General features: G+C 72.7%; 15 protein-coding genes, 1 tRNA gene and 1 pseudogene. 14 read left to right on the forward strand and 3 right to left on the reverse strand.

The window, feature by feature from the left end; translation table 11 throughout:
- The first annotated feature begins 4 nt into the window (after window positions 1–4).
- The 13 genes and pseudogenes from ACZ4Z2_RS25610 to ACZ4Z2_RS25670 all read left to right on the forward strand — a co-directional run bounded on the left by ACZ4Z2_RS25610 (window position 5) and on the right by ACZ4Z2_RS25670 (window position 15,625).
- Complete coding sequence (locus tag ACZ4Z2_RS25610; RefSeq protein WP_468078990.1) at window positions 5–1,042, forward strand: substrate-binding domain-containing protein; 1,038 nt, start codon at window positions 5–7, stop codon at window positions 1,040–1,042.
- 119 nt (window positions 1,043–1,161) lie between these two features.
- The gene (locus ACZ4Z2_RS25615; protein ID WP_468078991.1) at window positions 1,162–2,442 is read left to right on the forward strand and encodes a Gfo/Idh/MocA family protein; all 1,281 of its coding nucleotides are present in this window, start codon (window positions 1,162–1,164) and stop codon (window positions 2,440–2,442) included.
- Between the two features lie 14 nt (window positions 2,443–2,456).
- Window positions 2,457–3,461, forward strand: coding sequence for a sugar phosphate isomerase/epimerase family protein (locus ACZ4Z2_RS25620; RefSeq protein ID WP_468078993.1), 1,005 nt, complete (start codon window positions 2,457–2,459; stop codon window positions 3,459–3,461).
- 190 nt (window positions 3,462–3,651) lie between these two features.
- On the forward strand, window positions 3,652–6,144 hold the full coding sequence (locus ACZ4Z2_RS25625; RefSeq protein WP_468078995.1) for a PQQ-dependent sugar dehydrogenase: 2,493 nt from the start codon (window positions 3,652–3,654) through the stop codon (window positions 6,142–6,144).
- A 9-nt stretch (window positions 6,145–6,153) separates the two neighbouring features.
- A complete protein-coding gene (locus tag ACZ4Z2_RS25630) occupies window positions 6,154–7,545 on the forward strand; it encodes a ThuA domain-containing protein (RefSeq protein ID WP_468078997.1) in 1,392 nt (463 codons plus the stop codon).
- A gap of 130 nt (window positions 7,546–7,675) precedes the next feature.
- Window positions 7,676–8,818, forward strand: a pseudogene (locus ACZ4Z2_RS25635) (inositol-3-phosphate synthase); the annotation flags it as partial.
- A 341-nt stretch (window positions 8,819–9,159) separates the two neighbouring features.
- Entirely contained in the window at window positions 9,160–10,068 is a 909-nt protein-coding gene (locus ACZ4Z2_RS25640) for a sugar phosphate isomerase/epimerase family protein (RefSeq protein ID WP_468078999.1), read from the forward strand.
- Window positions 10,065–10,763, forward strand: coding sequence for an EboA domain-containing protein (locus ACZ4Z2_RS25645; RefSeq protein ID WP_468079000.1), 699 nt, complete (start codon window positions 10,065–10,067; stop codon window positions 10,761–10,763). The genes ACZ4Z2_RS25640 and ACZ4Z2_RS25645 overlap by 4 nt, the downstream gene beginning before the upstream one ends.
- Window positions 10,763–11,611 carry a TatD family hydrolase gene (locus ACZ4Z2_RS25650; RefSeq protein ID WP_468079001.1) on the forward strand — a complete coding sequence of 283 codons (849 nt, stop codon included), beginning with the start codon at window positions 10,763–10,765 and terminating at the stop codon, window positions 11,609–11,611. The genes ACZ4Z2_RS25645 and ACZ4Z2_RS25650 overlap by 1 nt, the downstream gene beginning before the upstream one ends.
- A 3-nt stretch (window positions 11,612–11,614) precedes the next feature.
- Window positions 11,615–12,784 carry a metabolite traffic protein EboE gene (gene eboE, locus ACZ4Z2_RS25655; RefSeq protein ID WP_468079003.1) on the forward strand — a complete coding sequence of 390 codons (1,170 nt, stop codon included), beginning with the start codon at window positions 11,615–11,617 and terminating at the stop codon, window positions 12,782–12,784.
- Complete coding sequence (locus ACZ4Z2_RS25660) at window positions 12,781–14,160, forward strand: nucleotide pyrophosphatase/phosphodiesterase family protein (RefSeq protein WP_468079004.1); 1,380 nt, start codon at window positions 12,781–12,783, stop codon at window positions 14,158–14,160. Before eboE ends, ACZ4Z2_RS25660 begins: the two co-directional genes overlap by 4 nt.
- A 78-nt stretch (window positions 14,161–14,238) precedes the next feature.
- Window positions 14,239–15,279 carry a sugar phosphate isomerase/epimerase family protein gene (locus ACZ4Z2_RS25665; protein WP_468079005.1) on the forward strand — a complete coding sequence of 347 codons (1,041 nt, stop codon included), beginning with the start codon at window positions 14,239–14,241 and terminating at the stop codon, window positions 15,277–15,279.
- Between the two features lie 258 nt (window positions 15,280–15,537).
- A tRNA-Leu gene (locus tag ACZ4Z2_RS25670) sits at window positions 15,538–15,625 on the forward strand.
- 57 nt (window positions 15,626–15,682) lie between these two features.
- Here the strand turns inward: ACZ4Z2_RS25670 and ACZ4Z2_RS25675 are convergent.
- The gene (locus ACZ4Z2_RS25675) at window positions 15,683–16,669 is read right to left on the reverse strand and encodes a phosphotransferase family protein (protein ID WP_468079006.1); all 987 of its coding nucleotides are present in this window, start codon (window positions 16,667–16,669) and stop codon (window positions 15,683–15,685) included.
- Window positions 16,670–16,862: 193 nt separating this feature from the next.
- Here ACZ4Z2_RS25675 and ACZ4Z2_RS25680 point away from each other — a divergent pair, with 193 nt between their 5' ends.
- A complete protein-coding gene (locus ACZ4Z2_RS25680; RefSeq protein ID WP_468079007.1) occupies window positions 16,863–18,116 on the forward strand; it encodes a MupA/Atu3671 family FMN-dependent luciferase-like monooxygenase in 1,254 nt (417 codons plus the stop codon).
- Window positions 18,117–18,119: 3 nt separating this feature from the next.
- On the opposite strand, the gene ACZ4Z2_RS25685 is transcribed toward ACZ4Z2_RS25680, so the two are convergent.
- Complete coding sequence (locus ACZ4Z2_RS25685; protein ID WP_468079009.1) at window positions 18,120–19,187, reverse strand: hypothetical protein; 1,068 nt, start codon at window positions 19,185–19,187, stop codon at window positions 18,120–18,122.
- Window positions 19,188–19,301: 114 nt separating this feature from the next.
- A complete protein-coding gene (locus tag ACZ4Z2_RS25690) occupies window positions 19,302–20,390 on the reverse strand; it encodes an SPASM domain-containing protein (RefSeq protein ID WP_468079010.1) in 1,089 nt (362 codons plus the stop codon).
- Window positions 20,391–20,423 lie beyond the last annotated feature (33 nt).

The following is a 20,423-nucleotide window of genomic DNA, read 5'->3' on the forward strand; positions in this document are numbered from 1 at the left end:
CGCCATGCCACAGTTCCCCAGCCGCAGAGGACTGCTCTTCGGGACCGCCGCCGTCTCGGCCGGCACCCTCCTCGTCGGTTGCACCAGCAATGACACCGGCGACAAGGCGGCCGCCGACAAGCAGCCCGCCGCCGACGACAAGCCCGGCAAGGAGGTGACGATCGGCTTCGCCGGGCCGCAGGCCGACCACGGCTGGCTCAACGCCATCAACGACAACGCCAAGAGCCGCGCCGAGAAGTACGAGGACGTCACCCTGGAGATCACCGAGGGCTCCAACGACACCGCCCAGCAGATCGGGCAGATCGAGACCCTCATCAACAAGAAGGTCGACGTCCTGGTGATCCTGCCCGCCGACGGCAAGGCCCTCACCCAGGTCGGCCTCAAGGCGATGCGCGCCGGGATCCCCGTCATCAACCTCGACCGGATCTTCAACTCCCCGCAGGCGTACCGCTGCTGGATCGGCGGCGACAACTACGGCATGGGCCTCAACGCCGGGCACTACATCGGCGAGAAGCTCAAGGACAAGTCCGACGCCCGGGTCATCGAACTCGCCGGCCTCGACAACCTGGAACTCACCAAGCAGCGCACCCAGGGCTTCGACGACGCCCTGAAGAACTACCCCAACATCAAGAAGGTCGCCCGCCAGGCCGCCGAGTTCACCGTGGAGTCCGGGCAGGCCAAGATGGCCCAGCTCCTCCAGGCCCAGTCGAAGTTCGACGCCCTGTGGAACCACGACGACGACCAGGGCGTCGGCGCGCTGCGCGCCATCGAGCAGGCCGGGCGCGACGACTTCCTCATGGTCGGCGGCGCGGGCGCACTCTCCGCCTTCCAGGCCATCGAGAAGGACGACGGCGTCCTCAAGGCGACCGTCCTCTACCCGCCGACCATGGCCGCCTCCGCGATCGACCTCGCCCGCGCCCTCGGCCAGAGCAAGGGCATAGGCGGCCTCGCCGAGTTCGAGATCCCGTCCTCGGTGACGCTCTACTCGGCCGTCGTCGACAAGGACAACGTCGACCAGTACATGTCCACCGGCTTCAAGTGACGGCTCCCGCCGGACGGGCCCGACCGGAACGACCACCGGGCGCCGGCGGGCGCCGCTCCCGGAGATCCCCGCAGGGCCGCACCCCCCCACCGCGCCGCGACCACGAGGAGGACACACGCATGGGACAGCCGCAGCAGCCCGACCAGGCAGAGGCGGAGGAGGCAGGGGCTCCGGGCCCCGGCACCGGCGCCGGAACCTGGCCCGCCGGGCTCGCCGGCGGGGCCGGCAGACCGCCGCTGCGGGTCGGCATGGTCGGGTACGCGTTCATGGGGGCCGCGCACTCGCAGGGCTGGCGCACCGCGGGACGGGTCTTCGACCTGCCGCTCAGCCCGGTCCTCGCCGCCGTCTGCGGACGCGACCGGGACGCCGTGCGGGCCATGGCCGACCGGCACGGCTGGGCCACGACCGAGACGGACTGGCGGGCCCTCGTCGCCCGCGACGACATCGACCTCGTCGACATCTGCACCCCCGGCGACAGCCACGCCGAGATCGCCCTCGCCGCCCTGGCCGCGGGCAAGCACGTGCTCTGCGAGAAGCCGCTCGCCAACACCGTCGAGGAGGCGGAGGCCATGACGGCGGCGGCCGAGGAGGCCCACGCGCGTGGCCAGGTGGCGATGGTCGGCTTCAACTACCGCCGGGTGCCCGCCACCGCGCTGGCCCGGCGCATGGTCGCCGAGGGGCGGCTCGGCGCCCTTCGCCACGTACGGGTGACGTACCTCCAGGACTGGCTCGTGGACCCGGACTTCCCGCTGACCTGGCGGCTGCGCAAGGAGACGGCCGGTTCCGGGGCGCTCGGCGACCTCGGGGCGCACATCGTCGACCTCGCGCAGTACCTCGCCGGGGAGCCCGTGATCGGGGTGTCGGCGCTGACCGAGACCTTCGTGAAGGAACGGCCCCTGCCCGCCGGGGCGTCCAGCGGGCTGGCGTCGACCGGGGGCTCCGACGCGCGCGGGCCGGTCACGGTCGACGACGCGGCCCTGTTCACGGGCCGCTTCGCCTCCGGGGCGATCGCCTCCTTCGAGGCCACCCGCTTCGCCACCGGCCGCAAGAACGCCCTGTGCATCGAACTCAACGGTGAGCGCGGCTCCTTGGCCTTCGACCTGGAACGGCTCAACGAGCTCTCCTACCACGACCACACCGAACCCGGCGCCCACGCCGGCTTCCGCCGCATCCTCGTCACCGAGTCCGACCACCCCTACCTGGACGCCTGGTGGCCGCCGGGCCACGGCCTCGGCTACGAGCACACCTTCGTCCACCAGGCCCGCGACCTGATCCACGCCGTCGCGGCGGGCGAGCGGCCCGCGCCGTCCTTCGCGGACGGGCTCCAGGTGCAGCGTGTGCTGGCGGCGGTCGAGGAGAGCGCCGAGAAGAACTCCGTCTACACCCCCACCGCGGTCTGAGGAGGCCCCGCACCATGCCGCGCACCTTCACGCTCTTCACCGGCCAGTGGGCCGACCTGCCCCTCGAAGAGGTCTGCCGCCTCGCCCGCGACTTCGGCTACGAGGGACTCGAACTCGCCTGCTGGGGCGACCACTTCGAGGTCGACAAGGCCCTCGCGGACCCGTCGTACCTCGCCTCCCGGCACGAACTGCTGGAGAAGTACGGCCTGAAGTGCTGGGCCGTCTCCAACCACCTCGTCGGCCAGGCCGTCTGCGACGCCATCATCGACGAACGCCACCGGGCCATCCTGCCCGCCCGGATCTGGGGCGACGGCGAACCCGAGGGCGTACGGCAGCGGGCCGCCGCCGAGATGGCCGACACCGCGCGGGCCGCGGCGGCCTTCGGCGTCGACACCGTCATCGGCTTCACCGGCTCCGCGATCTGGCACCTGGTCGCCATGTTCCCGCCCGCCCCCGAGTCGATGATCGAGCGGGGCTACGAGGACTTCGCGACGCGCTGGAACCCGATCCTCGACGTCTTCGACGCCGAGGGCGTGCGCTTCGCCCACGAGGTCCACCCCAGCGAGATCGCCTACGACTACTGGACCACCCAGCGCGCCCTGGAGGCGGTCGGCCACCGGCCCGCCTTCGGCCTGAACTTCGACCCCTCGCACTTCGTGTGGCAGGACCTCGACCCGGTCGGCTTCCTGTGGGACTTCCGCGACCGGATCTACCACGTCGACTGCAAGGAGGCCCGCAAGCGCCTCGACGGCCGCAACGGCCGCCTCGGCTCCCACCTGCCCTGGGGCGACCCGCGCCGCGGCTGGGACTTCGTCTCCGCCGGCCATGGCGACGTGCCCTGGGAGGACGTCTTCCGGATGCTCCGCTCGATCGGCTACCAGGGGCCGATCTCCGTCGAGTGGGAGGACGCCGGCATGGACCGGCTCCAGGGCGCCCCCGAGGCCCTGAACCGCCTCAAGGCGTTCGACTTCGAACCGCCGTCGGCCTCGTTCGACGCGGCGTTCGGCGGCAACGACTAGGTCCCTTTCGGGGGTCCGGCCGCCAGTTCCCGCACGGGACTCCCGGCCCGGCCCCCGGCCCAGTTCATCGGGCCGGCTGTCCGGCCGGGCCCCCACGGCCCGGCCGTGTCTCCGGGGTGACGGCGCACCCCGGCGTACCGCACACACCCGTACAGCTCCGTACGACCAAGCCCCTCCTTGGAGGCCCTTCGTGCACCCGTACGACGACAACAGACACCCCACCAGCCCCTTCAGACGCCGGAGGTTCCGCGGGCCCCTGGCGCTGCTGAGCGGTCTGCTGCTCGCCGGCGCCTCGCTCTCGCTGACCTCACCCGCCGCCGGAGCGGCCGAGGCCGCCCCGCGGGCCGCCGCGGCCGAGGACTTCCAGCAGGTCACCCTCGCCAAGGGCGAACCCGAGGTCGGCGAGCCCATGTCGCTCGCCGTGCTGCCGGACCGCTCGGTGCTGCACACCTCCCGCGACGGCGAACTGCGGCTGACCGACGCGGCCGGCAACACCCGCCTCGCCGGCAAGCTCGACGTGTACTCCCACGACGAGGAGGGTCTCCAGGGCATCGGCGTCGACCCCGGCTTCGCCGAAAACCGCTTCGTCTACCTGTACTACGCGCCCCCGCTGAACACCCCCGCCGGGGACGCGCCCGAGACCGGCACCGCCGCCGACTTCGCTCGCTTCGACGGCGTCAACCGCCTCTCCCGGTTCGTCCTGAAGACGGACGGCACGCTCGACAAGGCCAGCGAGAAGAAGATCCTCGACGTGCCCGCCTCGCGCGGCATCTGCTGCCATGTCGGCGGCGACATCGACTTCGACGCGGCGGGCAACCTGTACCTGTCGACCGGCGACGACAGCAACCCGTTCCAGTCGGACGGCTTCACCCCCATCGACGAGCGCGCCAACCGCAACCCGGCCTTCGACGCGCAGCGCACCTCCGCCAACACCAACGACCTGCGCGGCAAGATCCTGCGCATCAAGGTGAACGCCGACGGCTCGTACGCCATACCCGACGGCAACCTGTTCGCGCCCGGCACGGACAGGACGCGGCCCGAGATCTACGCGATGGGCCTGCGCAACCCGTTCCGCTTCAGCGTCGACAAGAAGACCGGCATCCTCTACGTCGGCGAGTACGGCCCCGACGCGGGCGCCGCCAACCCCTCGCGCGGCCCGGCCGGCCAGGTCGAGTTCGCCCGCGTCACCAAGCCGGGCAACTTCGGCTGGCCGTACTGCACCGGCAAGAACGACGCCTACGTCGACTACGACTTCGCCACCGGTGCCTCCGGCGCGGCCTTCGACTGCGCGGCGCCGAGGAACACCTCCCCGAACAACACGGGCCTGACCGAACTGCCGCCCGCCGAGCCCGCGTGGATCCCCTACAACGGCAACTCCCTGCCGGAGTTCGGCGACGGCTCCGAGTCCCCGATGGGCGGCCCGGTCTACCACTACGACGCCTCCCTCGACTCCCCGGTGAAGTTCCCCGAGGCGTACGACGGGGACTTCTTCGCCGGTGAGTTCGGCCGCCGCTGGATCAAGCGCATCGCCAGCGACGCCGACGGCACCGTGCGCTCCATCGCCGACGTGCCCTGGACGGGCACCCAGGTGATGGACATGGCCTTCGGCCCGGACGGTGCGCTGTACGTCCTCGACTACGGCGTCTCCTGGTTCGGCGGCGACGAGCACTCCGCCCTGTACCGCATCGAGAACGCCACCGACGGCCACTCGCCGGTCGCCCAGGCCGCCGCCGACCGCACCTCGGGCCAGGCGAGGCTCAAGGTGCGCTTCTCCTCCGCGGGCACCAGCGACCAGGACGGCGACGCCCTCACCTACCGCTGGGACTTCGGCGACGGCTCCACGTCCACGGCGGCCAACCCGACGCACACCTACAGGAAGAACGGCACCTACACGGCGACCGTCACCGCGAAGGACCCCTCCGGCCGCACCGGCAGCGCAAGCGTGCGGATCGTCGTCGGCAACACCGCGCCCAAGGTGACGCTGGACCTACCGAAGGACGGGCAGTTGTTCGCCTTCGGCGAGGCCGTACCGTTCAAGGTGCGGGTCAGCGACCCCGAGGACGGCCGGACGATCGACTGCGCCAAGGTCAAGGTCACCTTCGTCCTCGGCCACGACAGCCACGGCCACCCGGTGACCTCCGCCAACGGCTGCACCGGCACCATCCAGACCAGCGCCGACGGCGGCCACGACGAGAACGCCAACATCTTCGGGGTGTTCGACGCCGAGTACACCGACGGCGGGGGCGGCGGCCAGGCCCCGCTGACCACCCACGACCGGCACGTCGTCCAGCCCAAGCACCGCCAGGCCGAGCACTACGGCGACTCCTCCGGCATCACCGTCCAGTCGAAGGCCACGGCCCACGGCGGCAGGACCGTCGGGGACATCTCGAACGGCGACTGGATCTCCTTCGAGCCGTACGTCCTGTCCGACGCCACGAAGATCACCGCGCGGATCTCCTCCGGGGGCGCGGGCGGCAGGCTGGAGGTCCGGGCGGGCTCGCCCACCGGCCGGCTGCTCGGTAGGACCACCGTGCCGGTCACCGGCGGCTGGGAGAACTTCCAGGACGTCACCGCGAACCTGACCAGGGCCCCGCGTGGCACCACCACGCTCTACCTGGTGTTCAAGGGCAGCGGCTCGGGCGGGCTGTTCGACGTGGACGACTTCACGTTCACGACGAGGTGAGGGGCGGTCATGCGAACGAACGGACGTATGGGGACGGCCGTGATCGGCGCCGCCCTGCTGATCGGCTGCGTCTCGGGGCCGGCCGTGTCGGATGAGGCGGCCGACGCCGGTACGGCACGCGGCTCCGCACAGCCCCGGGTGCTGGTGTTCTCCAAGACCGCCGGCTTCCGGCACGACTCCATCCCCGAGGGCATCACCGCCGTACGGGAACTGGGCGCCGCCCACGGCTTCCGGGTCGACGCCACGGAGGACGCCGGCGCCTTCACCACCCGCAACCTCGGCCGGTACGCCGCCGTCGTCTTCCTCTCCACCACCGGCGACGTCCTCGACGCGAGCCAGCAGACCGCGTTCGAGCGGTACATCGGACGCGGCGGCGCCTACGTCGGCATCCACGCCGCCGCCGACACCGAGTACGACTGGGCCTTCTACGGCGGACTCGCGGGCGCGTACTTCCAGTCGCACCCCGCGATCCAGCCCGCGACGGTCGACGTCGAGGACCACGCCCACCCGGCGACCGCCGGGCTCGGCGCGACCTGGAACCGCACGGACGAGTGGTACAACTACCGCTCCAACCCCCGTGAACGGGCCCACGTCCTCGCCTCGCTCGACGAGTCGTCGTACAGCGGCGGCACCATGAACGGCGACCATCCCATCGCCTGGTGCCAGAACTACCAAGGGGGACGCGCCTTCTACACCGGGGGCGGCCACACCAAGGAGTCCTACGCCGAACCCGCCTTCCGGCAGCACCTGCTGGGCGGCATACGGTGGGCGATCGGCGAGGCCCGGGCCGACTGCCGACCGGAGAACGGCTACCGGCCGCTGTTCGACGGCACCTCCCTGGACGGCTGGCGGCAGGCCGGGCCGGGCTCCTTCGAACTCGGCGCCGACGGCACGCTCACCTCCAGCGGCGGCATGGGCATGCTCTGGTACGCCGACCGGAGCTTCGGGTCGTACTCCCTGAAGCTCGACTGGAGGATGTCCGGCACCTCCGGCGACGACAACTCCGGTGTGTTCGTCGGCTTCCCGCCCTCGGACGACCCGTGGTCGGCCGTGAACAACGGCTACGAGATCCAGATCGACGCCACCGACGTACCGGAGCGGACCACCGGGTCCGTCTACGGCTTCCGCTCCGCCGACCTCAGGAAGCGCGACCGCGCCCTGAACCCGCCGGGGGAGTGGAACACGTACGAGATCCGCGTGGAGGGCGAACGCCTCCGCGTCTGGCTCAACGGCGTGCGGATCAACGATTTCACCAACACCGATCCGGCCCGCAGCCTCAGGGACGGTCACCTCGGCATCCAGAACCACGGTGCGGGCGACCGGGTGTCCTTCCGTGACATCCGGATCAAGGAACTGCCCGCGCGGGCCGCCGGTACGGCGGCGCCGCCCACGGGCGACTGAACGGCGACGGGCGGGGGACGCCGGACCTCCGCCCGCCGCCTCCCCGCCCGGCGTACCCACATTCCGGTGCTCGCCAAGTCCGCCCGGCGCGTCCGGGTCCCGCACCACGTGCTCGACAAGGAGGCTGCCCATGTCCGCGTCCCCGCCCGTGTCCGTGCCCGTGCCGGGTTCCGTGCCGCGCGTCGGTGTCTGGCTGATCGGGGCCCGCGGCTCCGTCGCCACCACCGTCGTCGCGGGCTGCGCGGCCCTCACCGCGGGCCTGCACGCTCCCACGGGCATGGTCACCGAGACCCCCCTCTTCGCCGGTGCGGGTCTCCCGCCGCTCGCCTCCCTCGTCTTCGGCGGCCACGACACCACGGACTGCCCCCTGCCCAAACGCGCCGAGTCCCTCGCCGCGGGCGGCGTCCTGCCCCACGACCTGCCCGCGGCCGTCGCCGCCGAACTCACCGCCGCCGAGCGCGAGATCAGGCCCGGCGGCCCCCTCCCCGGCGACACCCGGACCCCCGACGAGCTGATCTCCGCCTTCACCGCCGACCTCCAGGACTTCGTACGACGCCGGGGCCTCGCCCGTGCCGTCGTCGTGAACGTGGCCTCCACGGAGCCCGCGCCCACCGGCACCGCCCCACCGCCCAGTGCCCAGTACGCGGCGGCCGCCCTGCGCGCCGGCTGCCCCTACGTCAACTTCACCCCGTCGACGGGGCTGGACCACCCCTCCCTCGCCTCCCTGGCGGAGTCGGCGGGCGTCCCCTGGGCGGGCCGCGACGGCAAGACCGGCCAGACCCTGCTCCGGTCGGTCCTCGGCCCGATGTTCGCCCAGCGGGCGCTGACCGTCCGGGCCTGGTCCGGCACCAACCTCCTCGGCGGCGGCGACGGTGCCGCCCTCGCCGACCCGGCGGCCGCCGCCGCCAAGAACGCCGGCAAGGAACGCGTCGTGACCGACACCCTCGGCACGGCCCCCGAGGGCCGGACCCACATCGACGACGTCCCCGCCCTCGGCGACTGGAAGACCGCCTGGGACCACATCGCCTTCGACGGCTTCCTCGGCAGGCGGATGGTCCTCCAGACCACCTGGCAGGGCTGTGACTCCGCGCTCGCCGCACCCCTGGTGCTCGACCTCGTCCGCCTCCTCGCCCGCGCCCACGAAGCGGGCCTGTCCGGCCCCCTGCCCGAGCTGGCCTTCTACTTCAAGGACCCGGTGGGGGAGGCCCCCTCGGCCCTGGGGGAGCAGTACGCGCTGCTGGCGGGCTTCGCGGAGCGGCTGCGGAGCGGAGAGCGGGACCTGTCGTCGGCCGCCGCGGTGGCCGAGGGCCCCCCTCCCGCCGGGCCGGACGACGGGCCGCCGGCGGCCGGGCGCGGGCCGGGGCGGACGCCCCTGCCAGGGTCGCGCCGGCCGGGCGGACCGGGGCCGCGCCTGCCGGATGAACCGGGGCCGCGCCTGCCGGATGAACCGGGGCCGCGCCCGCTGGATGAACCGGGGCCGCGCCTGCCGGATGAACCGGGGCCGCGCCTGCCGGATGAACCGGGGCCGCGCCCGCCGGATGAACCGGAGCCGCGCCTGCCGGATGAACCGGGGCCGCGCCCGGTGCGTGGACCGGGGCCGCGAGGTGAGGCCCGATGACTCCCCGGACCACGCCCCTCGCCTTCGGCTACGGCACCAACGGTCTCGCCGACCTCCGTCTCGACGACGCGCTCACCCTCCTCGCCGACCTCGGCTACGACGGGGTCGGGCTGACCCTCGACCACATGCACCTCGACCCGCTCGCCCCCGGCCTGGCGGCCCGCACCCGGCGGCTCGCGCGGCGGCTCGACGCCCTCGGACTGACCGTCACCGTGGAGACCGGCGCCCGCTACGTCCTCGACGCCCGCCGCAAGCACGGGCCGACCCTGCTGGACGCCGACCCGGACGACCGCGACCGCCGCGTCCGGCTGCTCCTGACCGCCGTGCGGGTCGCCGCCGACCTGGGGGCCCACGCCGTGCACTGCTTCAGCGGCGTCACCCCGCCCGGCACCGACGAGGACACCGCCTGGAAGCGCCTGCCCGACGCGCTCGCCCCCGTCGTCGAGGCCGCCACCGCCGCCGGTGTCCCGCTCGCCGTCGAACCCGAACCCGGTCACCTCCTCGCCACGCTCGCCGACTTCCACCGGCTGCGCGAGGCCCTCGACAGCCCGGCCGCCCTCGGCCTCACCCTCGACATCGGCCACTGCCAGTGCCTCGAACCCCTCCCTCCCGCCGACTGCGTGCGGGCCGCCGCGCCCTGGCTGCGCCACGTCCAGATCGAGGACATGCGGCGCGGCGTCCACGACCATCTGCCGCTCGGCGAGGGGGAGATCGACTTCCCGGCCGTCCTCGACGCACTGGCCGCCGTCGACTACCGGGCCCTGACCGTCGTCGAACTGCCCCGCCACTCCCATGCCGGCCCGCACCAGGCCGAGCGATCCCTCGCCTTCCTGCGCCGGGCGACCGGCCGCACGGCGGGGCCGCCGCAGGGTCCCGCCGCCGCACCTCCCGGGAGCACCTCGTGATCCATGACCGCCCCCCGACACCGGCCGACCCGGCGGCCCGCCCCGGCCACCCGGCCCACACCGCCCCCGCCGCACTGCGCGGCCCACTGACCGCACGGCTCGACGACCCCGCCCGCGCCTGGCTCGACCGGGCCCTCGCCGAGGCCGCCGACCATCCCGGCACCCACGGCCCCCTCGCCGTGTGGGAGCTGCGCCTCGCCGAGGCGGGCCGGCGCTGCGGCACCGAGCACGCCGACGCCGTCCGCGTCCTGATCCTGCACGCGGCCCGCGCCGACACCGCCGCGCTCGACCGGGTCTACCGGCAGGGAACCGCCGACGAACGCCGGGCCGTGCTGCACGCCCTGCCCCACCTGGTGCCCGGCCCCGACGCGCTGCACCTCGTCGAGGACGCCCTGCGCACCAACGACACCCGCCTCGTCGCCGCCGCCCTCGGCCCCTACGGGGCCCGGCACCTCGCCCCGCACGACTGGCGGCACGCCGTCCTGAAGTGCCTGTTCACCGGTGTGCCCGTCGACGAGATCAGCGACCTGTCCCGCCGCGCCCCCGGCGACACCGAACTGGCCCGCATGCTGAGCGCCTACGCCGACGAACGCGCCGCCGCGGGCCGCCCCGTGCCCGCCGACCTGTACCGCGTCCTGGCCCTGACCGCGCCCCCGCCGGCCGGCGGGGCCGGCACCGACGGCAAGGAGACCTGATGCGCCTCTTCGACCCGCACATCCACATGACGTCGCGCACCACCGACGACTACGAGGCGATGCGCGAGGCGGGCGTCCTCGCCGTCGTGGAGCCGGCCTTCTGGCTGGGGCAGCCCCGTACGTCCCCCGCCTCCTTCCTCGACTACTTCGACTCGCTGCTCGGCTGGGAGCCCTTCCGGGCCGCCCAGTACGGCATCGCCCACCACTGCGCGATCGCCCTCAACCCCAAGGAGGCCAACGACCCGAGGTGCACCCCCGTCCTGGACCACCTGCCCCGCTACCTCCTCAAGGACCGGGTCGTCGCCGTCGGCGAGATCGGCTACGACTCCATGACCCCCGCCGAGGACCTCGCCCTGGAGCACCAGCTCCAGCTCGCCGCCGACCACGGACTGCCCGCCCTGGTGCACACCCCCCACCGCGACAAGCTCGCCGGACTGCGCCGCACCGTCGACGTGGTGCGGGCCTCCGAGCTGCCGCCCGAGCGGGTGCTGCTGGACCACCTCAACGAGACCACCGTCAAGGAGGCCAAGGACAGCGGCTCCTGGCTCGGCTTCTCCGTCTACCCCGACACCAAGATGGACGAGGAGCGCATGGTCGCCGTCCTCAAGACGTTCGGCACCGAGAAGGTGCTGGTCAACTCCGCCGCCGACTGGGGGAGGAGCGACCCCCTGAAGACCCGCCGGGTCGCCGACGCCCTGCTCGCCGCAGGGTTCGACGAGGACGACGTGGACCTCGTGCTGTGGCGCAACCCGGTCGCCTTCTACGGGCTCAGCGGCCGCCTCGACCTCGACGCCGCCACCACCGGCCCCACCCACGAGGGCAACAGCATCCTGCGCGGCGGGGAGTGACCCATGCGCTTCCGCCACCCCGACGGCGCCACCGTCCACCTCGCCTACTGCACCAACGTGCACCCGGCCGAGACCCTCGACGGGGTCCTCGCCCAGCTGCGCGACCACTGCGAGCCCGTCCGCCGGCGCCTCGGCCGTGACCGCCTCGGCATCGGCCTGTGGCTCGCCAAGGACGCCGCCCACGCGCTGATCACCGACCCGTCGGCCCTGCGCGGGCTGCGCGCCGCACTCGACCGCCGCGGCCTGGAGGTCGTCACCCTCAACGGCTTCCCGTACCAGGGCTTCGGCGCCGAGGAGGTCAAGTACCGCGTGTACCGGCCGGACTGGGCCGACCCCGAGCGCCTTGACCACACGGCCTCCCTGGCCCGGGTCCTCGCCGCGCTCCTGCCCGACGACGTCACCGAGGGCACCGTCTCGACGCTGCCGCTGGCCTGGCGCACCGCCTACGACGACGCCCGCGCCGACGCCGCCCACGCGGCCCTGCGCTCGCTCGGCGAACGCCTCGACGCCGTCGCCGAGCTGACCGGCCGTTCGATCCGCGTCGGCCTGGAACCCGAACCGGGCTGCGTCGTCGAGACCACCGCCGACGCCATCGGCCCGCTCACCGCGATCGGTCACGACCGCGTCGGCGTCTGCGTCGACACCTGCCACCTCGCCACCTCCTTCGAGGACCCGCACACCGCTCTGGACGCGCTCGTCCGGGCGCGCGTCCCCGTCGTGAAGGCCCAGCTCTCGGCCGCCCTGCACGCCGAGCACCCCCACCTGCCCGAGGTCCGCGAGGCGCTCGCCGCCTTCGACGAACCCCGCTTCCTGCACCAGACCCGCACGGCGACCGCCGCCGGTCTGCGCGGCACCGACGACCTCGGCGAGGCCCTCACCGGTGACGCCCTCCCCGACGCCTCCCCGTGGCGCGCCCACTTCCACGTCCCCCTGCACGCGGCCCCTGCGGCCCCCCTCACCTCCACGCTCCCGGTCCTCAGGGCCGCCCTGACCCGACTGGTCGGCGGCGCCCACCCCCTCACCCGCCACCTGGAGGTCGAGACCTACACCTGGCAGGCCCTCCCGGCGGAGCTGCGCCCCACCACCCGCGCCCGGCTCACCGACGGCATCGCCGCCGAACTCGGCCTGGCCCGCGACCTGCTGACCGACCTCGGACTGAAGGAGCTGCCATGAGCACCCCCACCCCGCTCCTCGTCCTCGACGTAGTCGGCCTCACCCCCCGCCTCCTCGACCACATGCCCCATCTGAAGTCCCTCGGCCGGTCGGGCTCCCGCGCCCACCTCGGCACCGTCCTGCCCGCCGTCACCTGCGCCGCCCAGTCCACCTTCCTCACCGGCTCGCTCCCCGCCGAGCACGGCATCGTCGGCAACGGCTGGTACTTCCGGGAACTCGGCGACGTCCTGCTGTGGCGCCAGCACAACGCCCTCGTCGCCGGGGACAAACTGTGGGACGCCGCCCGCCGCGCCCACCCCGGCTACACGGTCGCCAACATCTGCTGGTGGTACGCCATGGGCGCCGACACCGACATCACCGTCACCCCCCGCCCGATCTACTACTCCGACGGCCGCAAGGAACCCGACTGCTACACCCGGCCCCCGGCCCTGCGCGACGAACTCACCGACAAGCTCGGCACGTTCCCCCTGTTCCACTTCTGGGGGCCCGGCGCCGACCTCGTCTCCAGCCGCTGGATCATCGACGCGACCCGCCACGTCAACCGCACCCGCCACCCCGATCTGACCCTCTGCTACCTCCCGCACCTCGACTACGACCTCCAGCGCCACGGCCCCGACGACCCCCGCTCCGTGCGGGCGGCCGCCGACCTGGACCGGGCCCTGGCACCCCTGCTCGACGACGCCCGCGCCGAGGGCCGCACCGTCGTCGCGCTCTCCGAGTACGGCATCACCCGCGTGGACCGGCCCGTCGACATCAACCGCGCCCTGCGCCGCGCCGGGCTCCTCGACGTCCACACCCAGGACGGCATGGAGTACCTCGACCCGATGGCCTCACGGGCCTTCGCGGTCGCCGACCACCAGATCGCCCATGTCTACGTACGCCGGCCCGAGGACCTGGAGGCGACCAAGGATGCCCTCGCCGGTCTCCCCGGCATCGACCAGCTCCTCGACGACGAGGGCAAGAAGGCCCACCACCTCGACCATCCGCGCTCCGGCGAACTCGTCGCCGTGGCCGAGCCGGACGCCTGGTTCACGTACTACTACTGGCTCGACGACGACCGCGCGCCCGACTTCGCGCGCACCGTCGAGATCCACCGCAAACCCGGCTACGACCCGGTCGAGCTGTTCCTGGACCCGCACGACCCCTATGTGAAGCTCAAGGCGGCCACGGCACTGGCCCGCAAGAAGCTGGGGCTGCGCTATCGCATGTCAGTCGTGCCTCTCGACCCCTCGCCCATCCGCGGCAGCCACGGCCGCCTCCCCCTGAGCGACGACGACGGTCCGCTCCTCATCTGCTCCACCCCCCGCGCCGTCGGCGACCGCATCGCGGCCACCGATGTGAAGGCACTGCTGCTCCGACTGGCCGGTCTGTCCTGACCGTCCCCGGCACCAGCACCGATCACCAGTGAAGCACCCACCACCGACAACGCCCTCCCACCCCAAGGAGCCCCCGGCATGAGCCGCACCCACCAGCCCGACCCCGAACTCAGCCACCGCCTCAGCAGACGAGGCATGCTCGGCGTGGCCGCGGGCGCCACCGTCGCCGCCCTCCTGGGCACCGCCGCATCCCCCGCCCAGGCAGCCGGTGCCACCGAGGCCGCCACCGCGGGCAAGGGCCGCCCCGTCCTACCGCCCGGCCGCCTCGGCATCCAGCTCTACAGCCTCCGCGACAAGGTCTCCACCCTCGGCTTCGCGCCCGTCTTCGCCGAACTGGAGAAGTACGGCTACGACGAGGTCGAGTTCGCGGGCTACACCCAGGGCTCCGCGGGCCCGATCACCCTGACGCAGCTGAAGCGGCTGGCCCGCAACCACGGCCTCACCCCGATCGGCAGCCACGTCGGCTACTACTCCGACGACCCGAACGCGTACACCTTCGCCCAGAACCTCGACAAGGTCCTCGACGACGCCCAGGCCCTCGGCCTGAAGCACATCGGCACCGCGTCGGGGCCGTTCCGCTACGGCACCACCGTCGACGCGATGAAGCGGGCCGCGGAGGAGTTCAACGCCTACGGGGCGGCGGCCAGGGCGCGCGGCATGAAGTTCTACCAGCACAACCACTCCGAGGAGTTCTCCTTCGCCTCCGACAAGCCGCACGTCCGCCTCTACGACATGCTGCTCCGCGAGACCGACCCCAGCCTCGTCTACCTGGAGATGGACATCTACTGGGCGTACGTCGCCCAGTTCCGGTTCTCCAAGCGGCCCGACGGCATCCCCGCCCCGTTCGAGCCCCTCGACTACGTCCTCAGGCGCCCGAACCGCTACCCCCTCTTCCACGTGAAGGACGGCGAGAGCGACCCGTCGAACCCCTACGGCTACCGCATGGTGGACGTCGGCGACGGCGACATCGACTACCAGAAGTTCATCTCGGCCGTCACCCGGCTCAAGGGCCACCGCCTCGCCCACCACTGGCAGGCCGAGCACGACAACCCGACCGAGTCGTTCACCTTCGCCCGCCGCTCCAGCGAGCACCTGCACGCGCTGCGGGAGAAGTGCTGACCCGGACGGACACGACAACGGCAGCAGGCGGCCGCCCCGTGGTGCGGGACCACGGGGCGGCCGAGTACCAGGTCATGGGGGTGACCATCCGACCGTGACCGCCCGATCACTCCTGGTGAGAGCGGTGCGGGGCCTGCTCGGCGAGGCCCGCCCGACCTCCCCCGGGGCCCGGATATGCAGGTGAGAGCCACTGCGAAACCTTGGTATTGTTGTCCATGTCGCCGCGGGGAACACCCCCGGCCAGGCGGCAGACACCTGGTCCGGGTGGCGGAATGGCAGACGCGCTAGCTTGAGGTGCTAGTGCCCTTTATCGGGCGTGGGGGTTCAAGTCCCCCCTCGGACACCAGCAGGGGCGATCATGTGATCGCCCCTGATTCGTTTGTCGAGGACGCCGCCCCCGCCGTCAGCGCGGGGGCTCGGCGAAACGGGCCACCGTCTCCCGCAGCCGCTCGCACGCCCAGTCGTACTGCTCGGTGCCGGTGTGGGCCCGGAAGGTCGTCTCGATGATCTGGACCAGGGCGAGGTGGAGGTTGTACAGCCGCCGGCGGGTCCGCTCGGTGCCCGTGAGCGGGCGGTGCCCGTAGCCGCGGACGAAGGCCGTGGCGTCCCTGAAGGCGCCCGACTCGATCCCGGTGAAGCCGAACTCCATCAGCGGATCACCGTAGAACGCCCGCTCGTGGTCGACGACCGCCACGATCCGCCCGTCGCGCACCATGCAGTTGCCCGGCCACAGGTCCCACTCGACGAACCGGGGCTCGGTCACCTCGTCCAGCGCGTCGGCGTGGGCGGCCACGAGCTCGCGGACCGCGTCGTAGCCGTGGGGGAGGGCGACGCCACGTCGCTCGCCGTCGGCCAGCAGCTCCTCGACCATCCGCAGGAAGGCCGCGCGCCACGTGCTGTCGCCCGGCCCGGCCAGCGGACCGAAGGCGGTGCCCGGGATGGTGTTGAGTTCGCGGGTGATCGCGCCGAGCGCCTCGTCGTACGCGCCGGTCTCCGCGTCCGTCAGGGTGTCCCTGATGACGTGGAGGTTGTCCGCGTCGATGTACGTCATGAAGAAGTAGTCGGCGTCGCACACCTCGTGCGTCCGGTCCGCGAAGTGGACTTCCGGCACCGGCACCTTCGTGTGCTCCCGGATCAGCCGCAGCGCCTCCAGCTCGGTGGCCATGGCTCCCCGCTCGTAGGTCATGACCTCGACCTCCGGCGGCGGCGCGATCTTCAGGACCACCTGCGGGCCGGAGCGCAGCCGGATCCGGTAGGCCACGTTGAACCATCCGTCGCTCAGCTCGCTGACCCAGTCCTCGCCGGGGCACACCTCCTCCGGGCCGTAGGCGCGGGCGACCATGGTGCGCAGCGCCTCGACGGGCTGCCGGTTCTTCGTGATGCTCTCCATCAATCCTCCGCCCCAAGCATGATCGGACCGTAGCACCAAGGGGAGTTGTGCACTCGGGGCCCGTGGGACGCCTTGTCACCGCTGGTCTGCCGGCGGCGTCGATTGCTACGGTGACGAGGAAGCGGGCGCACCTTATATGTGATTTGTCCAAGCCTTGGCGAGCCTTGGCGTCAGAGCGCTGACGGGGGAGACCGTGGACTTCAGCCTGTTCTACTTCGCCGACGACGGGGAAGCCGAGGGCGATCGCTACCGCCTGCTGATGGAGGGGGCCCGCTTCGCGGACGAGCACGGGCTCACCGCCGTCTGGACACCGGAGCGGCACTTCCACCGCTTCGGCGGCCTGTTCCCGAACCCGTCGGTGACGGCCGCGGCGGTGGCGGCCGTGACGTCGCGGGTGGGAGTGCGGGCGGGCAGCGTGGTGCTGCCGCTGCACCATCCGGTGCGGGTGGCCGAGGAGTGGGCCATGGTGGACAACCTCTCGCACGGCAGGGCCGGCGTCGCCCTCGCCTCCGGCTGGAACCCCCGGGACTTCCTCTTCGCCCCCGACGCGTACGCCGACCGCCGGGAGCGCACCGCCGCCGCCGTGGACACCCTGCGCCGGCTGTGGCGGGGCGAGGCGGTCGACGCCGGACCGGAGTGCCGGGTCTACCCGCCGCCGGTGCAGACGGAGATCCCGCTGTGGCTCACCAGCAGCGGCAACCCGGACACCTTCGAGACCGCGGGGCACGTCGGCGCCGGTGTGCTGACCAACCTGCTCACCCAGAACATGGAGACGCTGGCGCGGAACGTCGCGGCCTACCGGCGCGCCTACGCCGACTCCGGCCGCGACGGCCGCGGACACGTCGTCCTGATGCTGCACACCTGCCTCGGCACGGACCTCGCCTCGGTGGAGCGCGTCGTGCGCGAGCCGCTGCGGCGCTATCTGATGTCAGCGCTGGACCTCAACCTCCGCTCGACCGGGTCCTCCACGGGCGACACGACCGTCACGGGCGACGGGCCTTCCGCAGGCAACGGGTCCTCGGCGGGCGACAGGTCCTCCACGGGCACCGGGTCCTCCACGGGCGACACGACCGTCACGGGCGACGGGCCTTCCGCAGGCAACGGATCCTCCGCAGGCAACGGGTCCTCCGCGGTCGACGCGACCGCCACGAGGCGGCCGTCCGCGGAGGAGCGGGCCCGGGCCTGGGCCAGGAAGACGTTCGCCCCGGCGGCGGTAGACGGCGCCTACCGGCGCTACCTCACCTCGGACGGCCTGTTCGGCGCGGTCGCGGACGTGCTTCCCGTCGTGCGGCGCGTCCAGGAGGCCGGCGTCGACGAGATCGCGTGCCTCATCGACTTCGGGGTGCCCGCCGAGGCGGCGCTGGACGGGCTGGCGCACCTCGACCAACTGCGCGCCGCGGTGGACGGCCGGGAGGCTCAGCGGTCGGTCGAGGCGAGCACCCGGTAGGCATCAGCGGCCGCGCCGCCCGAACCCCCGGGAGACCATGCGCTCCGGATAGGAGGCGGCTCCGTCGCGGGCGGCGCGCAGGCGCTCGTGCATGGCCTTGAGCAGCGCCGGATCACGCTCGTCCAGCCACTCCGACAGCCGCATCCCGAACCCGAGCGCGCACCACACCTCCTCGTTGGCGAGTTCCCACCCGCCCAGCGCCTCCGTGAACAGCACCGGTGTCGCGGCGTTGAACGAGTCGAGGAGCGTGCCCGCGCCCGGCTTGCTGACCACCGCCCGGCTGCGCCGGGTCAGCTCGAAGGTGTCGGCCCAGTGCTCCCGGGCGTCGAACGGGGGCGCTTGCGTGCCCGCACCCGGGAGCAGGCGCGGAAAGCCCCTGTCCCGACCGGGTTCCCAGCCGGGGTCCTGGTGGTAGGCGCTCAGCCCGGCCGGCGGATCGCTCCAGGGCTCCGGCAGGATCAGGCTCACCGCCTCCCCCTCCTCGACGAGCCGCGCGGCGGCGGCCGTATGGGTACCCATCCCCCAGCCGCCGCCGTGGGCGAGGAAGGTGATGGTCCGCGCCTCCCAGGGGAGCCGCGCGCCGGCCCTCGTCACCGGGATCGTCTCGTTCACCGTGTTCGTCCGCGCGTCGAGCAGCCATGTGTGGGTGCTCCCGGCGATCTCCGACGCGTGGCGGTGGGACGGCGAGGGCACCGCGTCGACATGGCACACGTCGACGAGGACGTCCGGACGCCGCTCGGCGTAGGCCGCGACGATCTCCGTCCAGAACCCGGAGAAGACGGTGATCGAACCCACGCCGGCCGCGTCCCACTCGTCGTGGAGCGCGGCGAGCGTCTCCGGGGCGATCAGCTCCGCGTGGTCGGTGGCCAGCGCGTGGGCCGCCTTCGCCAGCCGGTAGTCACGGCTGTACCGGCCCTTGGCGATCCGGATGCGCTGTCTGACCTCGTCGGGGAAGTACCTCTCCAGCACGTACACCCTGCTCGCCAACCCCCGGGCCGACAGGGCCCGGTCGAGCAGCAGCCCGGGTATGTGCGTTCCCAGTGCCACTCCGGACGTCAATGCGATGTTCATGGCCCTCGTCGCTTCACCCTCGTCGCTTCACCCTCGTGGATTCGCCCTCGTCGCCTGCCCGTCGCCTCGCCCTCGTCGCCTGCCCGTCGCCTCGCTCTCGCCGTGTCGCCCTGGTCAGACCGGGTGGGTCTCCAGCGAGTAGTACCGCGTGCAGGTGGGGCAGATCGGCCACAGCGAGGAGCGCAGATGCTTGCGGATCTTGGTGGCCTGCTCGCCCTGCCAGATGTCCAGCAGCGAGGTCTCGTTGATGTTCCCGAGCGGGATGTCGTAGAACGTGTGGCAGGTCGTGACCTCGCCGCGCGCCGAGATCTCCGCGTAGCGCCACGGGACGGCGCAGCGCTCGTGGAAGTCCTTCATCGCGGTCCAGTCGGCCCGCAGATAGGCCCCGACGGTCTCCACCTCCAGCGCCGCCGGCCGGGAGAAGAACTTCACGCCGGCCTGCTCGCAGGCGTCCCGTGCCTCGGTCATCTGCCGGACGAGATCCTCCACGTCGATCGACTCGAAGAACTGGGGGCTGCGGATGTACGGCGCCGAGTGCCGCACCGCCGGGATGCCGAAGCTGTCGCGGGCCACGCGTCCGTAGTGCCGGTGCATCTCGGCCGTCGCGAAGCTCTGCAACTCCAGGCTCACCGCGCCGAGTTTGCCGAGGTCGATCTCCTTGAAGAACTCCGTGATGTGCGCGGCGTTGTCCGGCGTGACGAGATAGGTGATGCCGATCTCCGGGAACCGCACGCCGCGGCGGCGCTTGAGGCTGTCGATCGCGTCGATCCCGGCCATGGCCTTGTCGTAGACCCCGGCGCCGCGCTGCACGTCGTTGACCTCGCGGGGCCCGTCCACGGACACCCACACCCTGATGTGACGGTCGGCCACCAGCCGGTCCGCGTGGCTGCGCAGCGTCGTCCCGTTGGTGGGGAAGACGAGCTGGCTCCCGCCGGCGTGGATCGCGTCGATGACCTGCCAGACCCCCTTGTAGAGCAGCGGCTCCCCGCCGAACAGCTCGACGTACGGCCGGATCGGCCGGCACTCCTCAAGGGTGCGCAGGACCACGTCGAGGTCCAGCTCGGCCAGTTCGGGCAGGATGTGGAAGGACCCTCCGTCGCCCCACTCGTAGCACATGTGGCAGCGCAGGTTGCAGCGTTCGAGCAGTTGCAGCACCAGCCAGGACGGGCCTGCTTTGGGGGAGCGCGCGATCGTCTGGGACATGGGTTCTTCTCTCCAAGTGGGGTGGGCGGCCTG

Source organism: Streptomyces sp. NPDC030183 (assembly GCF_055573455.1).